The following is a 17,913-nucleotide window of genomic DNA, read 5'->3' on the forward strand; positions in this document are numbered from 1 at the left end:
CCCGGCATGGACACAGTGGTGACCACCCGATCACCTTCGCCGCGGCAGCTGTCCGGCGCGGAGGGCGACCAGGTGCTGAAGGTGCCGAAGTTCCGCGGTGCCGTCGACACCGACGCGCGACTGCTGAGCGGCTGCGCCGAAGCGTGCGCGGAGCTGACCGCAAGGCTGCCGCCGCGCGCCGAACGCACCCCCGACCAGCGCGACACCGCCGACCGCGCGGAGCGGGCGGCCCGCCGCGCCCGTCACGACTTCCTCGCTGTGCACGCCGGACACGTCTACGACGAGCTGACCGACGCCCGCCGGCGCCGGCTCCGGCTGGACGAACTCGCCTTCCAGGCAGCGGCGACCTACCCGGGCCTGGTCCCCACCCGCGCCCAGGACGCCACCGACCGGCTGCTGCCGCAGGCCGCCAAGTCGGGCGGGGAGGTCGACCAGGGGATCCTCTTCGGACACCTGCTGGACCGCCGCGACACCGGCGAGCACCTCCTGCGCGCGATGCTGGAGCCCACCCCGCGGGCGCTGGAACTGCTCCCCGAGTTCAGCCGCACCGGTGTGCTGGACCTCGGCCAGGCGCAGATCCGCCGCGACGGCTGCGTGGCCGAGGTGACCATCTGCAACCAGCACGCCCTCAACGCCGAGGACGACGCGGTGGTCGAGGCCCTGGAGACAGCCGTCGACCTCGCCCTGCTCGACGACTCCGTGACGGTGGGTGTACTGCGCGGCAGCGTCCTTGCCCACCCGCGCTACAGCGGCCGACGCGCCTTCGGCGCCGGCATCAACCTCACGCACCTTTACACCGGCCGGATTTCCTTCCTGGACTTCATGCTCCGCCGCGAGCTCGGCTACATCCGCAAACTGGTCCACGGCCTCGCCCACGGCCCGGCCGACGATCTGCGCCACCTGTCGGGCGGCAAGCCGTGGGTGGGCGCCGTCGACACCTTCGCCATCGGCGGCGCCACCCAGGTCGCACTGGTGCTGGACCGGGTGATCGCGGGCTCCGACGCCTACTTCTCCCTGCCCGCCCTCACCGAGGGCATCATCCCCGGCGCCGCCAACATGCGGCTCGGCCGCGTGGTGGGCCGCCGCATGGCCGAGCGGCTGATCTTCTTCGGCGAGCGCGTCGAGGCGGACAGCGCCCAAGCCCTCGCGCTGTGCGACGAGGTCGTCGCCCCGGACGCGGTCGGAGCGGCGGTGGCGACGGCGGCCGACCGCCTCGCCGACCCCGCCGTCGCCGGCAACCGCCGCATGCTGAACCTGGCCGAGGAACCCGACGACCTCTTCCGCACCTACATGAGCCGGTACGCCCTGGAGCAGTCGGCCCGCATGCACAGCCCCGACGTGGTGGCCAAGCTGGAACGCACCTGGATCAACAGAAAGCCCTCCGGTACGCGCACAGGGAGCGAGCACCACTCATGACCACGCTCGCCGACGAACCACTCAACGACCTCCGCCCGCTTGCCGAAACACTCCTGCCCTCGCCCGTGCCGCTGCGCTTCGTCACCGAGGCGGGCACCGAAGCCGACGCACCCCCCGACTACGCCCCGCCCCCGGACGACACACTGCGCGAGGCATACCGCCGCATGGTCACCGCCCGGCGCTTCGACGAGCAGGCGTCCGCCCTGACCAGGCAGGGCCAGCTGGCTGTCTACCCGTCCAGTCGCGGCCAGGAGGCATGCCAGGTGGGCGGGGTCCTCGCACTGCGCCCGCAGGACTGGCTCTTCCCGACCTACCGGGACACCGCCGCTGTGGTCGCCCGCGGTGTGGACCCGGTGGAGGTCCTCACCCTGCTGCGCGGCGACCGGCACTGCGGCTACGACCCCGCGGCGACCCGCGTGGCGCCCTTGTGCACCCCGCTCGCCACCCAGCTCCCGCACGCCGTGGGGATGGCGGACGCGCTGCGCCGCCAAGGCGCGGACAGCGTCGTGATGGCCTTCGTGGGTGACGGTGGCACGAGCGAGGGAGACTTCCACGAGGCGCTCAACTTCGCGGCGGTCCGCAACGCCCCCGTCGTCTTCCTCATCCAGAACAACCAGTACGCGATCTCCGTCCCGCTCGCGGACCAGACGGCGGCACCGGCGCTGGCCTACAAGGGCGTCGGTTACGGAGTGCGCTCCGAGCAGGTCGACGGCAACGACGTGGTGGCGGTGCTGTCGGTTCTGACCGAGGCCGTGGAGCGGGCACGCGCCGGGCACGGACCCTGTCTCGTCGAGGCCCATACGTATCGCGTCAGCGGTCACACCAACGCCGACGACCCGGGCCGCTACCGGGACGAGGCGGAAGTGCGGCGCTGGGTCGCCGCGGACCCGATCGAGCGGCTCGCGACCTGGCTGCGCGGCCGCGGAGCCCTGAGCGACCAGGACATCGACGCCGCGCGGACGGCGGCCGAGGCCCTCGCGGCCGACCTGCGGACCCGCATCGGCGCGGACAGCGGGCCGGACCCGCTGGAGCTCTTCGACCACGTCTACGCCGAGCCGACGAGCCAGCTGCGGGAGCAGCGGCGCCAGCTCGAGGCCGAGCTGAAAGCCGGACAGGAGTGACATGCCCACATTGACCATGGCGCAGGCTCTCAACACCGCGCTGCGGGACGCGCTGTGCGAGGACGACCGTGTGCTGGCCCTCGGCGAGGACGTCGGCCGACTCGGCGGTGTCTTCCGCATCACGGACGGGCTGCGCGACGAGTTCGGCGAGCAGCGCTGCTTCGACACACCGCTCGCCGAGTCCGGGATCGTGGGGTACGCGGTCGGCCTGGCCGCGGGCGGATTCCGCCCGGTGGTGGAGATCCAGTTCGACGCCTTCGCGTACCCGGCGTTCGAGCAGATCGCCTCCCACGTCGCCAAGATGCGCAACCGCACCCGGGGGCAGATGACGGTGCCGATGGTGATCCGCATCCCCTACGGCGGAGGGATCGGGGGAGTGGAGCACCACAGCGACTCCGGCGAGGCGTACTACGCGCACACCCCCGGCCTGAAGGTGGTCACACCGGCCACCGCCGAGGATGCCTACTGGCTGCTGCGGGACGCGATCCGCGACCCCGACCCCGTGGTGTTCCTGGAACCCAAGAAGCTGTACTGGACCAAGGAGGACGCCGACCTGGAGCGGCGGCACGCCGCTCCCTGCGGCCAGGCCGTGATCCGGCGCCCGGGCCGGGACGTCACGCTCGTCGCGTACGGCCCCGCCGTGCCCGTCGGGCTGGAGGCCGCGGCGGAGGCGGCCCGCACCGGCATCGACGTCGAGGTGGTGGACTTGCGCACGCTGGTCCCCTTCGACGACGAGACGGTGACGGCGTCGGTACGGCGCACCGGCCGCTGCCTGGTCGTGCAGGAGGCGCAGGGGTACGCCGGCATGGGCGCCGAGATCGCGGCGCGGGTTCAGGAGCGGTGCTTCCACTCACTGGCGGCGCCGGTGCTGCGGGTGGCCGGCTTCGACATCCCCTATCCGCCGCCGAAGCTGGAGCACGCCTATCTGCCCGGCGTGGACCGCGTGCTGAACGCCGTCCACCGCCTCCAGTTCGACGAGCAGCCCGACCTTCGGCACCTTGCCCCGGAGCCCGCATGACCACCGGAACCGACGCCCGGGTGTTCCTGCTGCCCGACCTCGGCGAAGGGCTGACGGAGGCGGAGATCGTCGAGTGGCGGGTGGCCCCCGGCGAGCAGGTCGCGGTCGACCAGGTGGTCGCCGAGGTCGAGACGGCGAAGGCCGTGGTCGAGGTGCCCGTGCCGTACGAGGGCGTGGTGCTGGAACTGCACGGCGCAGCCGGCGACATGCTGCCGGTGGGCGCGCCCCTGATCACCGTCGGCGGCGAGGAGACGCCGTCCGGCAGCGGGAACGTCCTCGTCGGCTACGGGACCGGCCCGACCGCCACGCTGCCCCGCCGGCGCAGCCACCACACGGTGACGCCGCCGGCAACGATCGCCCCGGCCGGGACCGCCCACCGGACCCCGGGCGCCGCACCGCTGGTGATCTCCCCCTTGGTCCGGGCGCTGGCGCGGCGGCACGGCGTCGACCTGACACACGTCGCGCCCAGCGGGCCGTACGGCGTCATCCTGCGCCGCGACGTCGAGCAGGCGCGTACGGCCGCCGCACAACCAGCGGCCCGGGGCACGGCGGAGGAAGCCCCGGCCACCGCCGACGAACGGATCCCGCTGCGGGGCCGACGACGCGCCGTGGCGGAGAAACTCGCTCGCAGCAGCGCGATCCCGCACGCCACCACCTGGGTCGACGCGGACGCCACCCGGCTGGTGGAGGTCAGGCAGGCCCTGCGGGCCGCCGACCCGGCGCGGCGGATCGGGCTGCCGGGGCTGCTGGCCGCCATCTGCGTCGCGGGGCTGCGCCGCCACCCCGAGCTCAACTCGACCGTGGACCTCGAACGAGACGAGATCGTCCGGCTCTCCGCCATCCACCTGGGCATCGCCGCCCAGACCGAACGCGGCCTGATGGTCCCCGTCGTGCACGAGGCCCACCGGATGACACCGGCTCAGCTCGCCCATGCCGTCGACACACTGACCGGTCAGGCACGCACGTCAGGACCCACCCCGGCAGATCTGATCGGCGGCACCTTCACGCTCAACAACTACGGGGTCTTCGGGGTCGACGGCGGTACCCCGCTCATCAACCACCCCGAGGCCGCGATCCTCGGCGTCGGCCGTATCACGGACAAGCCCTGGGTGACCGACGGCGGGATCGCCGTACGCAAGGTGACCCAGCTCGCCCTCACGTTCGACCACCGGGTCTGCGACGGGGACACCGCCGCCGGCTTCCTGCGCTACGTCGCGGACTGCGTGGAGCAGCCCCCCGCCTTCCTGACCGATCCCAGCCAGTACGAGTCATGGCTGCATCCGTGAAACCGGGCTCGACCACAGCAGGATCATGGCAGCGTGCCCGGTCGTCCGGTCCCCCGGATCCGGGTTCACGCTCCGGAACCACGCGCACTTCCTGCCCCTCAGATGTCCCGGAACGTCTCGATCTGCGCCCCGATCGAGTTCAGCCGCTCCGCCAGGTCCTCGTATCCGCGGTTGATGACGTACACGTTGCGCAGCACCGACGTGCCCTCGGCGGCCATCATCGCCAGCAGGACGACCACCGCGGGGCGCAGGGCCGGCGGGCACATCATCTCGGCGGCGCGCCAGCGGGTCGGGCCCTCCACCAGGACGCGGTGGGGGTCGAGGAGCTGGAGCCGGCCGCCTAGGCGGTTCAGGTCGGTCAGGTAGATCGCGCGGTTGTCGTAGACCCAGTCGTGGATGAGGGTCTGGCCCTGGGCGACCGCCGCGATGGCCGCGAAGAAGGGGACGTTGTCGATGTTCAGGCCGGGGAACGGCATGGGGTGGATCTTGTCGATCGGCGCCTCCAGCTTGGAGGGGCGGACGGTGAGGTCCACCAGCCGGGTGCGGCCGTTGTCGGCGAAGTACTCGGGCGTGCGGTCGTGGTCGAGGCCCATCTCCTCCAGGACCGCCAGCTCGATCTCCAGGAACTCGATGGGCACCCGACGCACCGTCAGTTCCGACTCGGTGACGACGGCCGCCGCGACCAGGCTCATCGCCTCGACCGGGTCCTCGGAGGGGGAGTAGTCCACGTCGACGTCGATGGTCGGCACGCCGTGCACGGTGAGTGTGGTCGTGCCGATGCCGTCGACCTTGACGCCGAGGGCCTCCAGGAAGAAGCACAGGTCCTGGACCATGTAGTTGGACGAGGCGTTGCGGATGACGGTGATGCCGTCGTGCCGGGCGGCCGCGAGCAGCGCGTTCTCCGTCACCGTGTCGCCGCGCTCGGTCAGGACGATCGGGCGGTCGGGGCCGACCGCGCGGTCGACCCGGGCGTGGTACTGGCCCTCCGTGGCGGCGATGTCCAGGCCGAAGCGGCGCAGCGCGATCATGTGCGGCTCGACCGAGCGCGTACCGAGGTCGCAGCCGCCGGCGTACGGCAGTTTGAAGTGGTCCATGCGGTGCAGCAGCGGGCCGAGGAACATGATGATGGAGCGGGTGCGGCGGGCCGCGTCCGCGTCGATCGCCGCCAGGTCCAGCTCGGCCGACGGCACGATCTCCAGGTCGACGCCGTCGTTGATCCACCGGGTGCGCACGCCGATGGAGCCCAGCACCTCGAGGAGGCGGTACACCTCCTCGATGCGGGCGACGCGGCGCAGCACCGTGCGCCCCTCGTTGAGCAGTGAGGCGCACAGCAGCGCCACGCACGCGTTCTTGCTCGTCTTCACGTCGATGGCACCGGACAGCCGGCGCCCGCCGACCACCCGCAGATGCATCGGACCGGCGTAGCCGAGCGACACGATCTCGCTGTCGAGGGCCTCCCCGATGCGCGCGATCATCTCAAGGCTGATGTTCTGGTTGCCGCGCTCGATCCGGTTCACGGCGCTCTGGCTGGTGCCGAGCGCCTCGGCCAGCTGCGACTGCGTCCAGCCCCGGTGCTGCCGGGCGTCACGGATGAGCTTGCCGATGCGTACGAGGTAGTCGTCTGCCATGAGCTTGAGGTTATCTCACATATGAGATGAGGCCCGACCGGGGGGTCCGTTCGGGTGATGGGCCGTCAACCCCGCCCGGCGGCCTCAGTGTCGTTTGGACGACGTGGTGCGCCGCCACCCGAAAGGTCCGGGCAGGTCCATCGATGTCGTACGGCGTCCCGTACTGCTGCGCGTGTACCGGGGGCCGTTCTTGCCGCCGCCGGTGGTGATGGACCAGGAGCGCTTGTTGATGTTGAGCCGCACGCCGGGAAGAATCCGGAAACTCTTACGGAACGTGAGGGGCATTCAGGGCCTCCTTCGGTGTCACCGGGCTTCCCCGGTTCCGTTCGGTTACCCCGAGTTCGCACTCTGATGGCACAACCGGCGGCGCGGTGCGGCGTGGCGGCGGTGTGGCGGCGCGGCCCCGCCCCCTCCGCGGGGTGCCGGACGGCGGTTACCCCGAGTGGTGAAGGCGCGCAAGCGCATATCGGCCACTGCGGGATGCGCCACAGGCGCCGCCCGGGCATGACCAACGGCCCCGGGTGTACTAGAGTTATCTCGACATCGAGATATCTGCCGAGAAGCACCGCAGCCGTCACCCGGGTAAGGGCTACCTAACTTAGCCTTACCTTAGCGGATCGGTCGAGAGGCCATGGCGGCAGGATCGTGGTGGTACGCGCACATCAATGAAGGAGACTGTCGTGTCGGCGAACAGCTTCGACGCCCGCAGCACGCTGCAGGTGGGCGACGAGTCGTACGAGATCTTCCGGCTGGACAAGGTGGAGGGCTCGGCCCGCCTTCCCTACAGCCTCAAGGTCCTGCTGGAGAACCTGCTCCGCACCGAGGACGGCGCGAACATCACCGCCGACCACATCCGTGCCCTCGGCGGATGGGACTCGCAGGCCCAGCCCAGCCAGGAGATCCAGTTCACGCCGGCCCGCGTGATCATGCAGGACTTCACCGGCGTTCCCTGTGTCGTGGACCTCGCGACCATGCGTGAGGCCGTGAAGGAGCTGGGCGGCGACCCGGCGAAGATCAACCCCCTCGCCCCGGCCGAGCTGGTCATCGACCACTCCGTCATCGCCGACAAGTTCGGCACGAACGACGCCTTCAAGCAGAACGTCGACCTGGAGTACGGCCGCAACAAGGAGCGCTACCAGTTCCTGCGCTGGGGCCAGACCGCCTTCGACGAGTTCAAGGTCGTCCCGCCCGGCACCGGCATCGTCCACCAGGTGAACATCGAGCACCTGGCCCGTGTCGTGATGGTCCGCGAGGGCAAGGCCTACCCGGACACCCTGGTCGGCACCGACTCGCACACCACCATGGTCAATGGCCTGGGCGTGCTCGGCTGGGGCGTCGGCGGCATCGAGGCCGAGGCCGCCATGCTCGGCCAGCCGGTCTCCATGCTGATCCCGCGCGTCGTCGGCTTCAAGCTGACCGGTGAGCTCCAGGCGGGCACCACCGCCACGGACCTCGTGCTGACCATCACCGAGATGCTGCGCAAGCACGGCGTCGTCGGCAAGTTCGTCGAGTTCTACGGCGAGGGCGTCGCAGCCACCTCCCTGGCGAACCGCGCCACCATCGGCAACATGTCGCCGGAGTTCGGCTCCACCGCCGCGATCTTCCCGATCGACGACGAGACGATCAGCTACATGCGGCTCACCGGCCGCAGCGAGCAGCAGCTCGCCCTGGTCGAGGCGTACGCCAAGGAGCAGGGCCTCTGGCTCGACCCGGCCGCCGAGCCCGACTTCTCCGAGAAGCTGGAGCTCGACCTGGCGACGGTCGTCCCCTCCATCGCCGGCCCGAAGCGTCCGCAGGACCGCATCGTCCTCGCCGAGGCCGCCCAGCAGTTCGCGAAGGACGTCCTCAACTACGTCGAGGCGCCCGTCGCCCCGCAGGCCACCGCGGCATCCCCGGTCGACGAGGCCAGTGACGAGTCCTTCCCGGCCTCCGACGCCCCGGCCTACGGCAACCAGGAGAACGGCGCCGGTGCCCCGCAGCACGCCGACGGCACCGGTGCCGCCGTCCCGTCGAACCCGGTCACCGTCACCGCCCCCGACGGCTCGACGTACGAGATCGACCACGGCGCCGTGACCGTCGCGGCCATCACCTCCTGCACCAACACCTCCAACCCGTACGTCATGGTCGCCGCCGCGCTGGTGGCCAAGAAGGCGGTGGAGAAGGGCCTGACCCGCAAGCCGTGGGTCAAGACCACCCTCGCCCCGGGCTCCAAGGTCGTCACCGACTACTTCGAGAAGGCGGGTCTGACCCCGTACCTCGACAAGGTCGGCTTCAACCTCGTCGGCTACGGCTGCACCACCTGCATCGGCAACTCCGGCCCGCTGCCGGAGGAGGTCTCCCAGGCCGTCAACGACCACGACCTCGCGGTCACCTCGGTCCTCTCCGGCAACCGGAACTTCGAGGGCCGCATCAACCCCGACGTCAAGATGAACTACCTGGCGTCCCCGCCGCTGGTGGTGGCCTACGCGCTCGCCGGTTCCATGACGGTGGACATCACCAAGGACTCCCTGGGCACCGACCAGGACGGCAAGCCGGTCTTCCTGAAGGACATCTGGCCGACCGAGGCCGAGGTCAACGAGGTCGTCGCCAGCGCCATCGGCGAGGACATGTTCTCCAAGTCCTACAGTGACGTCTTCGCCGGCGACGCCCAGTGGCAGGCGTTGCCGATCCCGACCGGCAACACCTTCGAGTGGGACGCCGAGTCGACCTACGTCCGCAAGCCCCCGTACTTCGAGGGCATGACGATGGAGACGACCCCGGTCTCCGACATCTCCGGCGCCCGGGTGCTCGCCAAGCTGGGCGACTCGGTCACCACCGACCACATCTCCCCGGCCGGCGCCATCAAGGCCGACACCCCGGCGGGCAAGTACCTCACCGAGCACGGTGTCGAGCGTCGTGACTTCAACTCCTACGGCTCCCGCCGCGGCAACCACGAGGTCATGATCCGCGGTACGTTCGCCAACATCCGCCTGCGCAACCAGATCGCGCCGGGCACCGAGGGCGGCTACACCCGCGACTTCACGCAGGCCGACGCGCCGGTGTCGTTCATCTACGACGCCTCGCAGAACTACCAGGCCGCCGGCATCCCGCTGGTCGTCCTGGCCGGCAAGGAGTACGGCTCCGGCTCGTCCCGCGACTGGGCCGCCAAGGGCACCGCGCTCCTCGGCGTCAAGGCCGTCATCGCCGAGTCCTACGAGCGCATCCACCGCTCGAACCTCATCGGCATGGGCGTGCTGCCGCTGCAGTACCCGGAGGGCCAGTCGGCCTCGTCCCTCGGCCTCACCGGTGAGGAGACCTTCGACTTCACCGGCGTCGAGGAGCTCAACAACGGCACCACACCGCGCACGGTGAAGGTCACCACCGACACCGGCGTCGAGTTCGACGCCGTCGTCCGCATCGACACCCCCGGCGAGGCGGACTACTACCGCAACGGCGGCATCATGCAGTACGTGCTGCGCAGCCTGATCCGCAAGTAAGCGGACCGCGCTGCGGTTCGAGGGCCGCGTTCCCGGGTGACCGGGGGCGCGGCCCTCGCCGTTCACTCGGCGTGGGCGGGTCACTCGCCGCGGTACTTCGCCGCCGCGGCCTGGGCGAGGTCCTGGGACTTCTCCAGGGCCGTGTCCACCGACTGCCGCCCGGCGATGGCCGCGGCGATCTGCTCGGAGACCGCCGTACCCAGCACGGCGAACTCGGGGATGCTCAGGAAACCGATGCCGTCGTAGGGGCGGGGACCGACGCCGGGGTCCTTCGGGTCGGCGGAGTCCGTCGCCGCCGTGTACTCCTGCCGGTACCAGGCGCCGGCCGCCTGCTGGTACTCGGGCTTCTCGTAGAGCGACTTGCGGTTCCCGGCGGGGGCCGAGGTCCAGCCCACCTCCCGGCCGACCAGTTCCTGGAACTCCTTGGAGGAGGCCCAGGAGATGAACTCCCAGGCGGCGTCCTTGTTCTCGGCCGCCTGCTGGATGCCCCAGGCCCAGGTCCACAGCCAGCCGGCCTTCTCGGTCCGCTCGTGCGGGGCCGCAACGTAGCCGACCTTGCCCTTGACCGAGGAGCTGTCGGCCTCGATCGACGAGGCCAGCGACGTGGCGTCGTACATCATGGCGCACTTGCCCTGGACGAACCGGTCCAGGATCTCCAGCACGCCCATCCGCTCCGCGCCGGGCTGGCCGTGGGAGCGGAGCAGGCCGACGTAGAACCCGACGGCCTTCCTGAACTCCGGTGAGGTCAGGCGGGCGTTCCAGTCCATGTCGTACCAGGCGCCGCCGAAGGTGTTGACGACCGTGTTGATCGGGGCGAGGTTCTGGCCCCAGCCGGGCAGGCCGCGCAGGCAGATGCCGCTCGCGCCGTCGGTTCCGTCGACCCGGGCGGCGAGGTCGGCGACCTGCTGCCAGGTCGGGTTCGGCGGCATCGTCAGCCCGTCCTTGCGGAACAGGTCCTTGCGGTACATCAGGAAGGAGCCCTCGCCGTAGAAGGGTTCGGCGTAGAGCTTGCCGTCCTCCCCGGTCAGCGAGGACGCCATGTTCGGGAAGACGTCGTCCTGGTCGAAGTCCTCGTCGGCCTTCACGTAGGAGTCCAGCGGGGCGAGCCAGCCGTTGGCGGCGTAGATCGGCACCTCGTACGCGCTGACGCTGGCCACGTCGTAGCGGCCGGCCTGGGTCGCGAACTCGCGGTTCATCTCCTCCCGCGCCTCGTTCTCCGGCAGCACGGTGTAGTCGACGGTGATGCCGGTCTCCGCCGTGAAGTGCTTCTTGGTGAGCTTCTTGAGGGTCTGGATCTGCGGCACGTCCGTCGCGAGCACGCTGAGGTCGGCCTGCTCCTCACCGCCGGGCAGATCGGTGTCACCGCATCCGGCGAGGACCAGACCGGCGGCGACCGCGACGGCCACGGCCGCCTGGGTGAGGCGGCTGCGTTTCATGACATCCCGCCCATACCCACCTTCGACCGTTGTTAGGCATTCCGTAAAGAACGGGTCAATTGCGTCATTCCGGCCTGCCGCAGCTCACGGCCGACCGCGTCTGGCCTGGGCGCGTCTGGACAGCGCGTCGGCCGCGACGGCGGCCAGCAGCACCCCACCGGTGATCATGAACTGCACGGCGTCCTGGACCCCCAGCAGCCCCATGCCCGAGGCGATCGACTGGATCACCACCACGCCGAGCAGCACCGACCAGGGCGTGCCCCGTCCGCCGAACAGACTCGTCCCGCCGATGACGGCCGCCGCGATCGCGTTGATCAGCAGCATCCCCGAACCGGCGGCACGCGCCGTCGTGGGGCTCGCCGAGGTCAGCCCCGACGCCACGAACAGCCCGCCGACCGCGGCCAGGGTCCCCGACACCATGAACATCGCGACCCGCACCCGCTCCACCCCGATGCCGGCCCGACGCGCCGCCTCGACCCCGCCGCCCAGCGCGTACACCCGCCGCCCGTAGCGGGTCCGGCGCAGCACGTAGTCCGAGACGACCAGGACCACCAGGAAGATCAGCAGGGCGAGCGGCAGCCCCTGGAACCGGTTGAGGGTGAAGGCCGCGGCGAAGGCGATCACCGCGAGGAGCCCCGTGCGCAGCCAGACCTCGCCCCGGGAGCGGTAGGGCATCCCGGCCGCCCGGTGACGGCTCCGGCGGCGGCGGGCCGCCAGGGCGTACCCGGCCGTGCCGAGCGCCGCGACCGCGTACGCCGCCAGGTGATCGCCGAAGTGGCGGCTGGTCAGCGAGGCGACCAGGCCCTCCTCGTCGATGTTGATCGTGCCGCTGGCTCCCAGCAGGTAGAGCGTCAGGCCGTTCCAGATCAGCAGCCCGGCCAGCGTCACCACGAACGCGGGCACGCCCAGCCAGGCGTGGAAAACCCCGTGGAAGGCACCCACGGCCGTCCCGGCGGCCACCGCCACGATCACCGCCAGCCACTCCGGCACCCCGTGGTTCACGTTCAGCACGGCGAACGCCGCCCCCGCCAGGCCGCTGACCGAACCGACGGACAGATCGATCTCCCGGATCAGCAGGACGAAGACGATGCCGACGGCGACCAGCCCGGTCCCGACGATGTCCACGCTGAGGTTGGACAGGTTGCGCGGCGAGAGGAACTTGTCGTCCAGAGCCTGGAAGACGATCCAGATCACGATGAGCCCGGCGATGACCAGGAGCGGCCCCCGCTCTCCGTCGCGCACGCTGCCGCGGACGTCCAGGGCGTACTCCCGCAGGCCGTCCTGCCATCCCCGGGTGCGCCGCTCACCGCGGCCGGTGACCGGTCCGGCGCTGCCCGGCCCGGCCGGCCCGCCGTCCCGCTGCGGCCCGCCGCGGCTCACGGCCACGCCTCCTCGTCGCCCTTCGAACGGTGGGCCACGGCGTTGTCCGCCGCCCCGGTGACGGAGGAGATGATCTGCTCCTGGGTCACCGTGCTCACGTCGAACAGCCCGTTGTTGCGGCCCAGCCGCAGTACGGCGACCCGGTCCGCGACGGCCTTGATGTCGCCCATGTTGTGGCTGATGAGGATGATCGCCATACCGCGGTCGCGCACCTCCTCGATGAGGTCGAGCAGATGGCTGGTCTGCTCCACGCCGAGGGCGGCGGTGGGCTCGTCGAGCAGCAGCACCTTGGGCGCGCCCATGAGCGAGCGGGAGATCGCCACGGCCTGCCGCTGCCCGGCCGACAGCGCGGCGACCGGCACCCGCACGTCGGGGATGCGGATCGACAGGGTGCGCATGAGATCGCGGGCCCGGCGCTCCATCTCGACCTCGTCCAGGACGCCCACCCGGTCGATCTCGCGGCCGAGGAAGAGATTGCCGACGACGTCCAGGTTGTCGCACATGGCGAGGTCCTGGTACACGGTCGCGATGCCCAGGGCGTGGGCGTCGTGCGGGCGTTTGATCTGCACGAGGCGCCCCTCCCACTCGATGAGGCCCCGGTCGGCGGGGCTGACCCCGGAGATCACCTTGACCAGGGTCGACTTGCCCGCTCCGTTGTCGCCCGCCAGGGCCACGACCTCACCGGCCCGGACCTGCAGGTCGACGCCGACGAGGGCCTGCACGCCGCCGAACCGCTTGGTGATGCCGCGCAACGCGAGTACGGGGGGATGGGCCACGGGGAAACCACCTCACTCACCGGGTCAGCCCGGCCCGGTCGCAGGCCGGACGGAGCTTCGGGGTGCAGATCTGGTCGATCGTGTAGACACCGTCCCGGACGACCGTCCGGCCGATCGTCTCGCGCGTGACGGCAATCGGGTCGAGCAGCACCGCCGGGACGTCCTCGGTCGTGGGGCTGTCCACCTGCGCCGTGACCAGCGCGTCGATGTCGTTGCCCCGCGCCAGGGCGACGGCCATCGCGGCGGCCGCCTCGGTCTCCAGCCGGAACGGCTTGTAGACGGTCATGTACTGCTCGCCCTTGAGGATGCGCTGCAGCGCGTCCAGATCGGCGTCCTGGCCCGTGACCGGAGGCAGCGGCGAGACGCGGGCGCTCTTCAGCGCCGAGATGACACCGGCCGCGATCGAGTCGTTGGCGGCGAGCACCCCGTCGATCCGGTTCGGCCCGAGGGCGCTGATCGCGGCGGACATGTGGTCGTGCGCGTTCTCCGTACGCCACCCGATGGTGTTGTACGACTTCAGGATCCGCACCTCGCCCTGCAGGGCGGACCGGGCCCCGCCCTCGTACCAGGCGGCGTTGGGGCTGGACGGGTCGCCGTTCACCATGACGACACCTCCGCCGTCGGCCCTGCCGCCCATGCCCCTCAGCAGCGCCTGGCCCTGTTGCCTGCCGACCTGGGCGCCGTCGAAACTGACGAAACCCGAGATCGGGCCCTCGGCGAGCCGGTCGTAGGCGACGACCGGGATGCCCTCGCGCTGCGCCGCGCGCACCGAGGAACGCAGGGCCTTGGGGTCGACGACGTCCAGGATCAGGGCCGAGACGCCCCGGGTGATCATGGAGTTCATCTGCTGCCGCTGGCTCGCCGCGTCGTTCTCGGCGTTGGCGTAGACGAGCGTGCAGTCGGGGCAGAGCTCCTTCACCCGCCTCTCGATCAGGGGCTTGTCGGACTTCTCCCAGCGGGGCACGGCCCGGCTCGGCAACAGCAGCCCGATGGTCTGCCCGCCCTCGCCCTCCCCGCCGCTGTCGGTACACCCGGCGAGGGTCACGGCCAGAAGGAGCGCCAGCAGCCCTGCGGCGCCGCGCAGACCGGGGCGACGCATCAGGGGCCTCCTTCGTGCGGCCGGTTCCGGCGCGGGGGCGGGTCTGCGACACCGTCGCCGATGTGCTCCATGGCCCGGTCGAGCCCCACGGCCTGCTCGCCCTTGCGGGCGGCCGCCGGCTCGCCCTCGCGGCCTGTTGCTTGCTCGCCGTCGCGGTCCGGGGTGCGGTTGTCGTGACCGTCTGAGGCGCGGTCGCCCTCGCGGTCCGTGGCGGGGTCGTCGTGATCGTCCGCCGTCCGGTCGTCGCCACGGTGGCGGCCCTGGTCGCGGGACTTGCGGCGCTCCCGGTTGCGGCCCAGCCCCCAGCCGCGGTCCCGGCCCAGGCCCCAGCCGCGGCCCGGCTTCCGCTCCTCCTCCGGTTCGGCCTCCGGTTCCTCGTCCGGTTCCTCGCCGGGTGCCGCCCCCTGTTCCGGACGGGTGACGACGATCTCGCTCCACACCTGCTTGCCGCCGCCCACCGGCACCGAGCCCCAGGCCGCCGACACGGCCTCGACCAGGAAGAGCCCACGGCCGCCCGTCGACTCCCAGTCCACGACGACCGGCTTGGCCGGCGCCCGGGGCGAGGAGTCGTTCACGGTCACCCGCAGCCGGTCCGCCGCCAGGGTCAGCTCCACCCGCACCGCGCCCTGCGTGTGCACCAGCGCGTTGGTGACCAGCTCCGACACCACCAGCAGGACGGTGTCGGCCTCGGCCGAGATGCCCCACGAACGCAGCGTCCGCGCGCTGAACCGGCGTGCGTGCATCACCGCGTCCGGCAGCCGCCACACCACCCAGCCCGACCGCACGGGCCGTACCCGCATCCCGTCGTAGCGCAGCAGCAGCACCGCCACGTCGTCCTCACGGCGCCCGGCCTCGCCGAGCAGTTCGTCGGCCATCCGCCCCGGGTCGGCGGGATCGGCCGCCGCGAGCGCCTGGCGTACGAGCCGCATCCCCTCGTCCAACTGCAGATCCGCCGACTCGACCAGGCCGTCCGTGACCAGCGCCAGGACCGTGCCCGGGGCGAGCGCGAGGGCGGTGAGGGGGAACTCCGCGTCGGCGAGGACGCCCAGCGGGAGCCCGCCCTCGACGGCGATCTCCGCGGTGCCGCCGTCGGGATGCCGCACCAGCGGGGCCAGATGCCCCGCCCGCACGAACAGCGCGTTGCCCTCCTCCATGTCCAGTTCGACATAGCAGCAGGTGGCGAACAGGTCCGTCTCCATGCCGACGAGCAGCCGGTTGGCGTGCGCGACGACCACGTCCGGGGGATGCCCCTCCACGGCGTAGGCCCGGACCGCCGTACGCATCTGGCCCATGATCGTCGCGGCGCCGGCGCTGTGCCCCTGCACATCCCCGATGACCAGCGCCACCTTGCTCTCCGACAGCGCGATCACGTCGTACCAGTCGCCCCCCACCTGGAGACCGCGCCGGGCGGGCAGATAGCGGGCCACGGCGGTGCCACCGGGCAGCTTGGGGAGCCGGCGCGGCAGCAGACTGCGCTGGAGCATCGTCGCGAGCTCCTGCTCGGCGTCGTAGGCGTGCGCGCGCTTCAGGGCCTGCCCGACCAGGCCCGCGGTGGCGGTCAGCAGAGCCCGCTCCTCGGGGGCGAACTCGTGCGGGGCGTCCCAGCCGACCAGGCACACCCCGGCCACCCCGTTCTTGGCCGGCAGTGGCAGCACCGCGAGGCCGCCGGGCCCGATGCCCGCCAGCCCCGGCTCCAGCACCGAACCGACCGGCCACAGGCTCACCCGGCCGTCCCGTAGCGCCGCCTGGAGCGTGGGCAGCGCGGTGACCGGGGCGTCGGGCCACTCCGAGCGCCACTCGCGCCGCCACAGCTCCGGCCAGGCCCCCGCACCCGGCGGATCGAGCACGGTGACCGCCAGCCGGTCCTCCACCAGCTCGGCGAGCGCCACCCGGTCGGCACCCAGCGGCTCGCGGAGCGCGGCGACCACCACACGGCTGACGTCCCGGACGGTCGTGGCGTCGTCGAGCGCGGCCGTCAGCCACTGGATCCGGGCGACGTCGCTGGCGCTGCGGCGCAGCACGGGCGCCGCGCTCACCACGCCCAGCACCCGCTTCGGAGCGCCTTCGGGCCCCTTCAACACCCGGCAGCTCAGCCGCAGCCAGCACAGTTCACCGGTGGGCCGTCGGATACGGAACTCCAGCTCACGCCGGCCGGGGGTCTGCGCGGACGGCTCGATGACCGACATCAGCGCGGGGACGTCCTCCGGGACGCTGCACGAGAGCAGCGTGTCGGTCTTGCCGTCGAAACCGCCCTCGGGGATGCCGACGAGTTCGAGCAGCGCCGGGTCCGTCTCGACCAGCCCGGTGCCGGGCGACAGGGCGAAGGACCCGACCCCCATGGCGCGCAGGGCCGAATCCAGCAGCGGCGAGGGCGCCGACCGGTCTGCCTCGCCCCGCAGCCGTTCGGCGACGGCCTCGGCGTACCACTCCAGAAACTCCCGCTGCTCGGTCCCGAATCCCTCCCCGGCCTCTCCCACCACGACGAGACACCCCAGCCACCCGCCCGCAGCCCCCAGGGGCAACGCCCCGAGCGGCGAGGCGGCGGCCGCGCCCTCCTCACGCCCGGGCATCACACCCGCGAGCCACACGGCCCGCCCTCGCTGATACGCCTCGGCCACGGCGGGGCAACCGCCCCCGATGCGGGCCTCGCCCGAAGGTTCCGAGGCGGGGGAGCCGTGGGAGGCGCCAGGTGATGACGGTCCGGGGGAGGCGTTCGCACCCGTGGCCGCGGATCCGGCCGGGACCGCCACCCGCCCCGGCAGCCGGTACCGCTGCCCGGACTCTGCCCCGGCCGACTCCACCAGCCGGAGCTCCGCCCCGTCCTCACTGCGCACGTACACCACCGCCAGCGCCACGCCCGCGAACGCCAGCAGCCGAGCTCGCGCGGCCGGTTCCGGAGCGGGACGGGGCGGGCCGGTGCCCCCGTTCCCCGGCGCCCGAAGACCAGGGGCCGCGGCCCGGGCATCGCCGTAATGGGGCATGTCCGCATCCACCTCCCGTCCATGCCGCAGCCACCGGCAGGTGGGAGTCCCCGGAACTCAGGCGACGACGACGCGGGCACGGGACCGGCGGCGCGGGGTAGCGCCTCCCATGGCGGATCCACGCCGCACATGAGCGGCAGGGCACCCACACACAGAATCGCACACCTGGATAACAGCGACATATGGGACGACCGACTCGGCTCGGTCAACGGCTCCGGCGAGTCACGGTCACACCCCCGCCATCGCCGGTCAGCCCTCGGACATCGCCGGTCAGCCCTCGAAACGCCGCTCGCTCA

At 71.9% G+C, this 17,913-nt stretch carries 12 protein-coding genes; 5 read left to right on the forward strand and 7 right to left on the reverse strand.

Annotated elements, in window-relative coordinates:
* The first annotated feature begins 6 nt into the window (after positions 1 to 6).
* Genes ACFY9S_RS17505 through ACFY9S_RS17520 form a run of 4 tightly spaced genes read left to right on the forward strand, consistent with a single transcriptional unit; the run spans position 7 to position 4,841 of the window.
* Complete coding sequence (locus ACFY9S_RS17505; RefSeq protein ID WP_391128940.1) at positions 7 to 1,416, forward strand: enoyl-CoA hydratase-related protein; 1,410 nt, start codon at positions 7 to 9, stop codon at positions 1,414 to 1,416.
* Complete coding sequence (gene pdhA, locus ACFY9S_RS17510) at positions 1,413 to 2,537, forward strand: pyruvate dehydrogenase (acetyl-transferring) E1 component subunit alpha (RefSeq protein WP_391128943.1); 1,125 nt, start codon at positions 1,413 to 1,415, stop codon at positions 2,535 to 2,537. The genes ACFY9S_RS17505 and pdhA overlap by 4 nt, the downstream gene beginning before the upstream one ends.
* Before the next feature lies 1 nt (position 2,538).
* A complete protein-coding gene (locus ACFY9S_RS17515) occupies positions 2,539 to 3,555 on the forward strand; it encodes a transketolase C-terminal domain-containing protein (RefSeq protein ID WP_391128946.1) in 1,017 nt (338 codons plus the stop codon).
* A complete protein-coding gene (locus ACFY9S_RS17520; RefSeq protein WP_391128949.1) occupies positions 3,552 to 4,841 on the forward strand; it encodes a 2-oxo acid dehydrogenase subunit E2 in 1,290 nt (429 codons plus the stop codon). The genes ACFY9S_RS17515 and ACFY9S_RS17520 overlap by 4 nt, the downstream gene beginning before the upstream one ends.
* Positions 4,842 to 4,939: 98 nt before the next feature.
* Here the strand turns inward: ACFY9S_RS17520 and ACFY9S_RS17525 are convergent, their stop codons facing one another.
* Both ACFY9S_RS17525 and ACFY9S_RS17530 read right to left on the reverse strand, forming a co-directional pair.
* Complete coding sequence (locus ACFY9S_RS17525) at positions 4,940 to 6,469, reverse strand: UDP-N-acetylglucosamine 1-carboxyvinyltransferase (protein WP_391128952.1); 1,530 nt, start codon at positions 6,467 to 6,469, stop codon at positions 4,940 to 4,942.
* Positions 6,470 to 6,553: 84 nt separating this feature from the next.
* Positions 6,554 to 6,754 (reverse strand): DUF4236 domain-containing protein, encoded by a 201-nt coding sequence (locus ACFY9S_RS17530; RefSeq protein WP_102908002.1) that lies wholly within the window; start codon positions 6,752 to 6,754, stop codon positions 6,554 to 6,556.
* Positions 6,755 to 7,149: 395 nt separating this feature from the next.
* Here ACFY9S_RS17530 and ACFY9S_RS17535 point away from each other — a divergent pair, with 395 nt between their 5' ends.
* Positions 7,150 to 9,945: an aconitate hydratase AcnA gene (locus ACFY9S_RS17535; protein ID WP_391128955.1), complete on the forward strand. Its 2,796-nt coding sequence runs from the start codon at positions 7,150 to 7,152 to the stop codon at positions 9,943 to 9,945.
* An 80-nt stretch (positions 9,946 to 10,025) separates the two neighbouring features.
* Here the strand turns inward: ACFY9S_RS17535 and ACFY9S_RS17540 are convergent, their stop codons facing one another.
* The 5 genes from ACFY9S_RS17540 to ACFY9S_RS17560 all read right to left on the reverse strand — a co-directional run bounded on the left by ACFY9S_RS17540 (position 10,026) and on the right by ACFY9S_RS17560 (position 17,617).
* Positions 10,026 to 11,381, reverse strand: coding sequence for an extracellular solute-binding protein (locus ACFY9S_RS17540; protein WP_391128958.1), 1,356 nt, complete (start codon positions 11,379 to 11,381; stop codon positions 10,026 to 10,028).
* An 84-nt stretch (positions 11,382 to 11,465) separates the two neighbouring features.
* The gene (locus ACFY9S_RS17545) at positions 11,466 to 12,761 is read right to left on the reverse strand and encodes a sugar ABC transporter permease (RefSeq protein ID WP_391128961.1); all 1,296 of its coding nucleotides are present in this window, start codon (positions 12,759 to 12,761) and stop codon (positions 11,466 to 11,468) included.
* Positions 12,758 to 13,537 (reverse strand): ATP-binding cassette domain-containing protein, encoded by a 780-nt coding sequence (locus ACFY9S_RS17550; RefSeq protein WP_391128964.1) that lies wholly within the window; start codon positions 13,535 to 13,537, stop codon positions 12,758 to 12,760. The genes ACFY9S_RS17545 and ACFY9S_RS17550 overlap by 4 nt, the downstream gene beginning before the upstream one ends.
* Positions 13,538 to 13,553: 16 nt before the next feature.
* Positions 13,554 to 14,636, reverse strand: coding sequence for a substrate-binding domain-containing protein (locus ACFY9S_RS17555; protein ID WP_391128967.1), 1,083 nt, complete (start codon positions 14,634 to 14,636; stop codon positions 13,554 to 13,556).
* Positions 14,636 to 17,617, reverse strand: a complete 2,982-nt coding sequence (locus ACFY9S_RS17560) for a SpoIIE family protein phosphatase (RefSeq protein ID WP_391128970.1) — start codon at positions 17,615 to 17,617, stop codon at positions 14,636 to 14,638. Before ACFY9S_RS17560 ends, ACFY9S_RS17555 begins: the two co-directional genes overlap by 1 nt.
* Positions 17,618 to 17,913 lie beyond the last annotated feature (296 nt).

Origin of the sequence: Streptomyces sp. NPDC012474 (genome assembly GCF_042955185.1) — a bacterium.
Taxonomy (GTDB): Bacteria; Actinomycetota; Actinomycetes; order Streptomycetales; family Streptomycetaceae; genus Streptomyces; species Streptomyces cahuitamycinicus.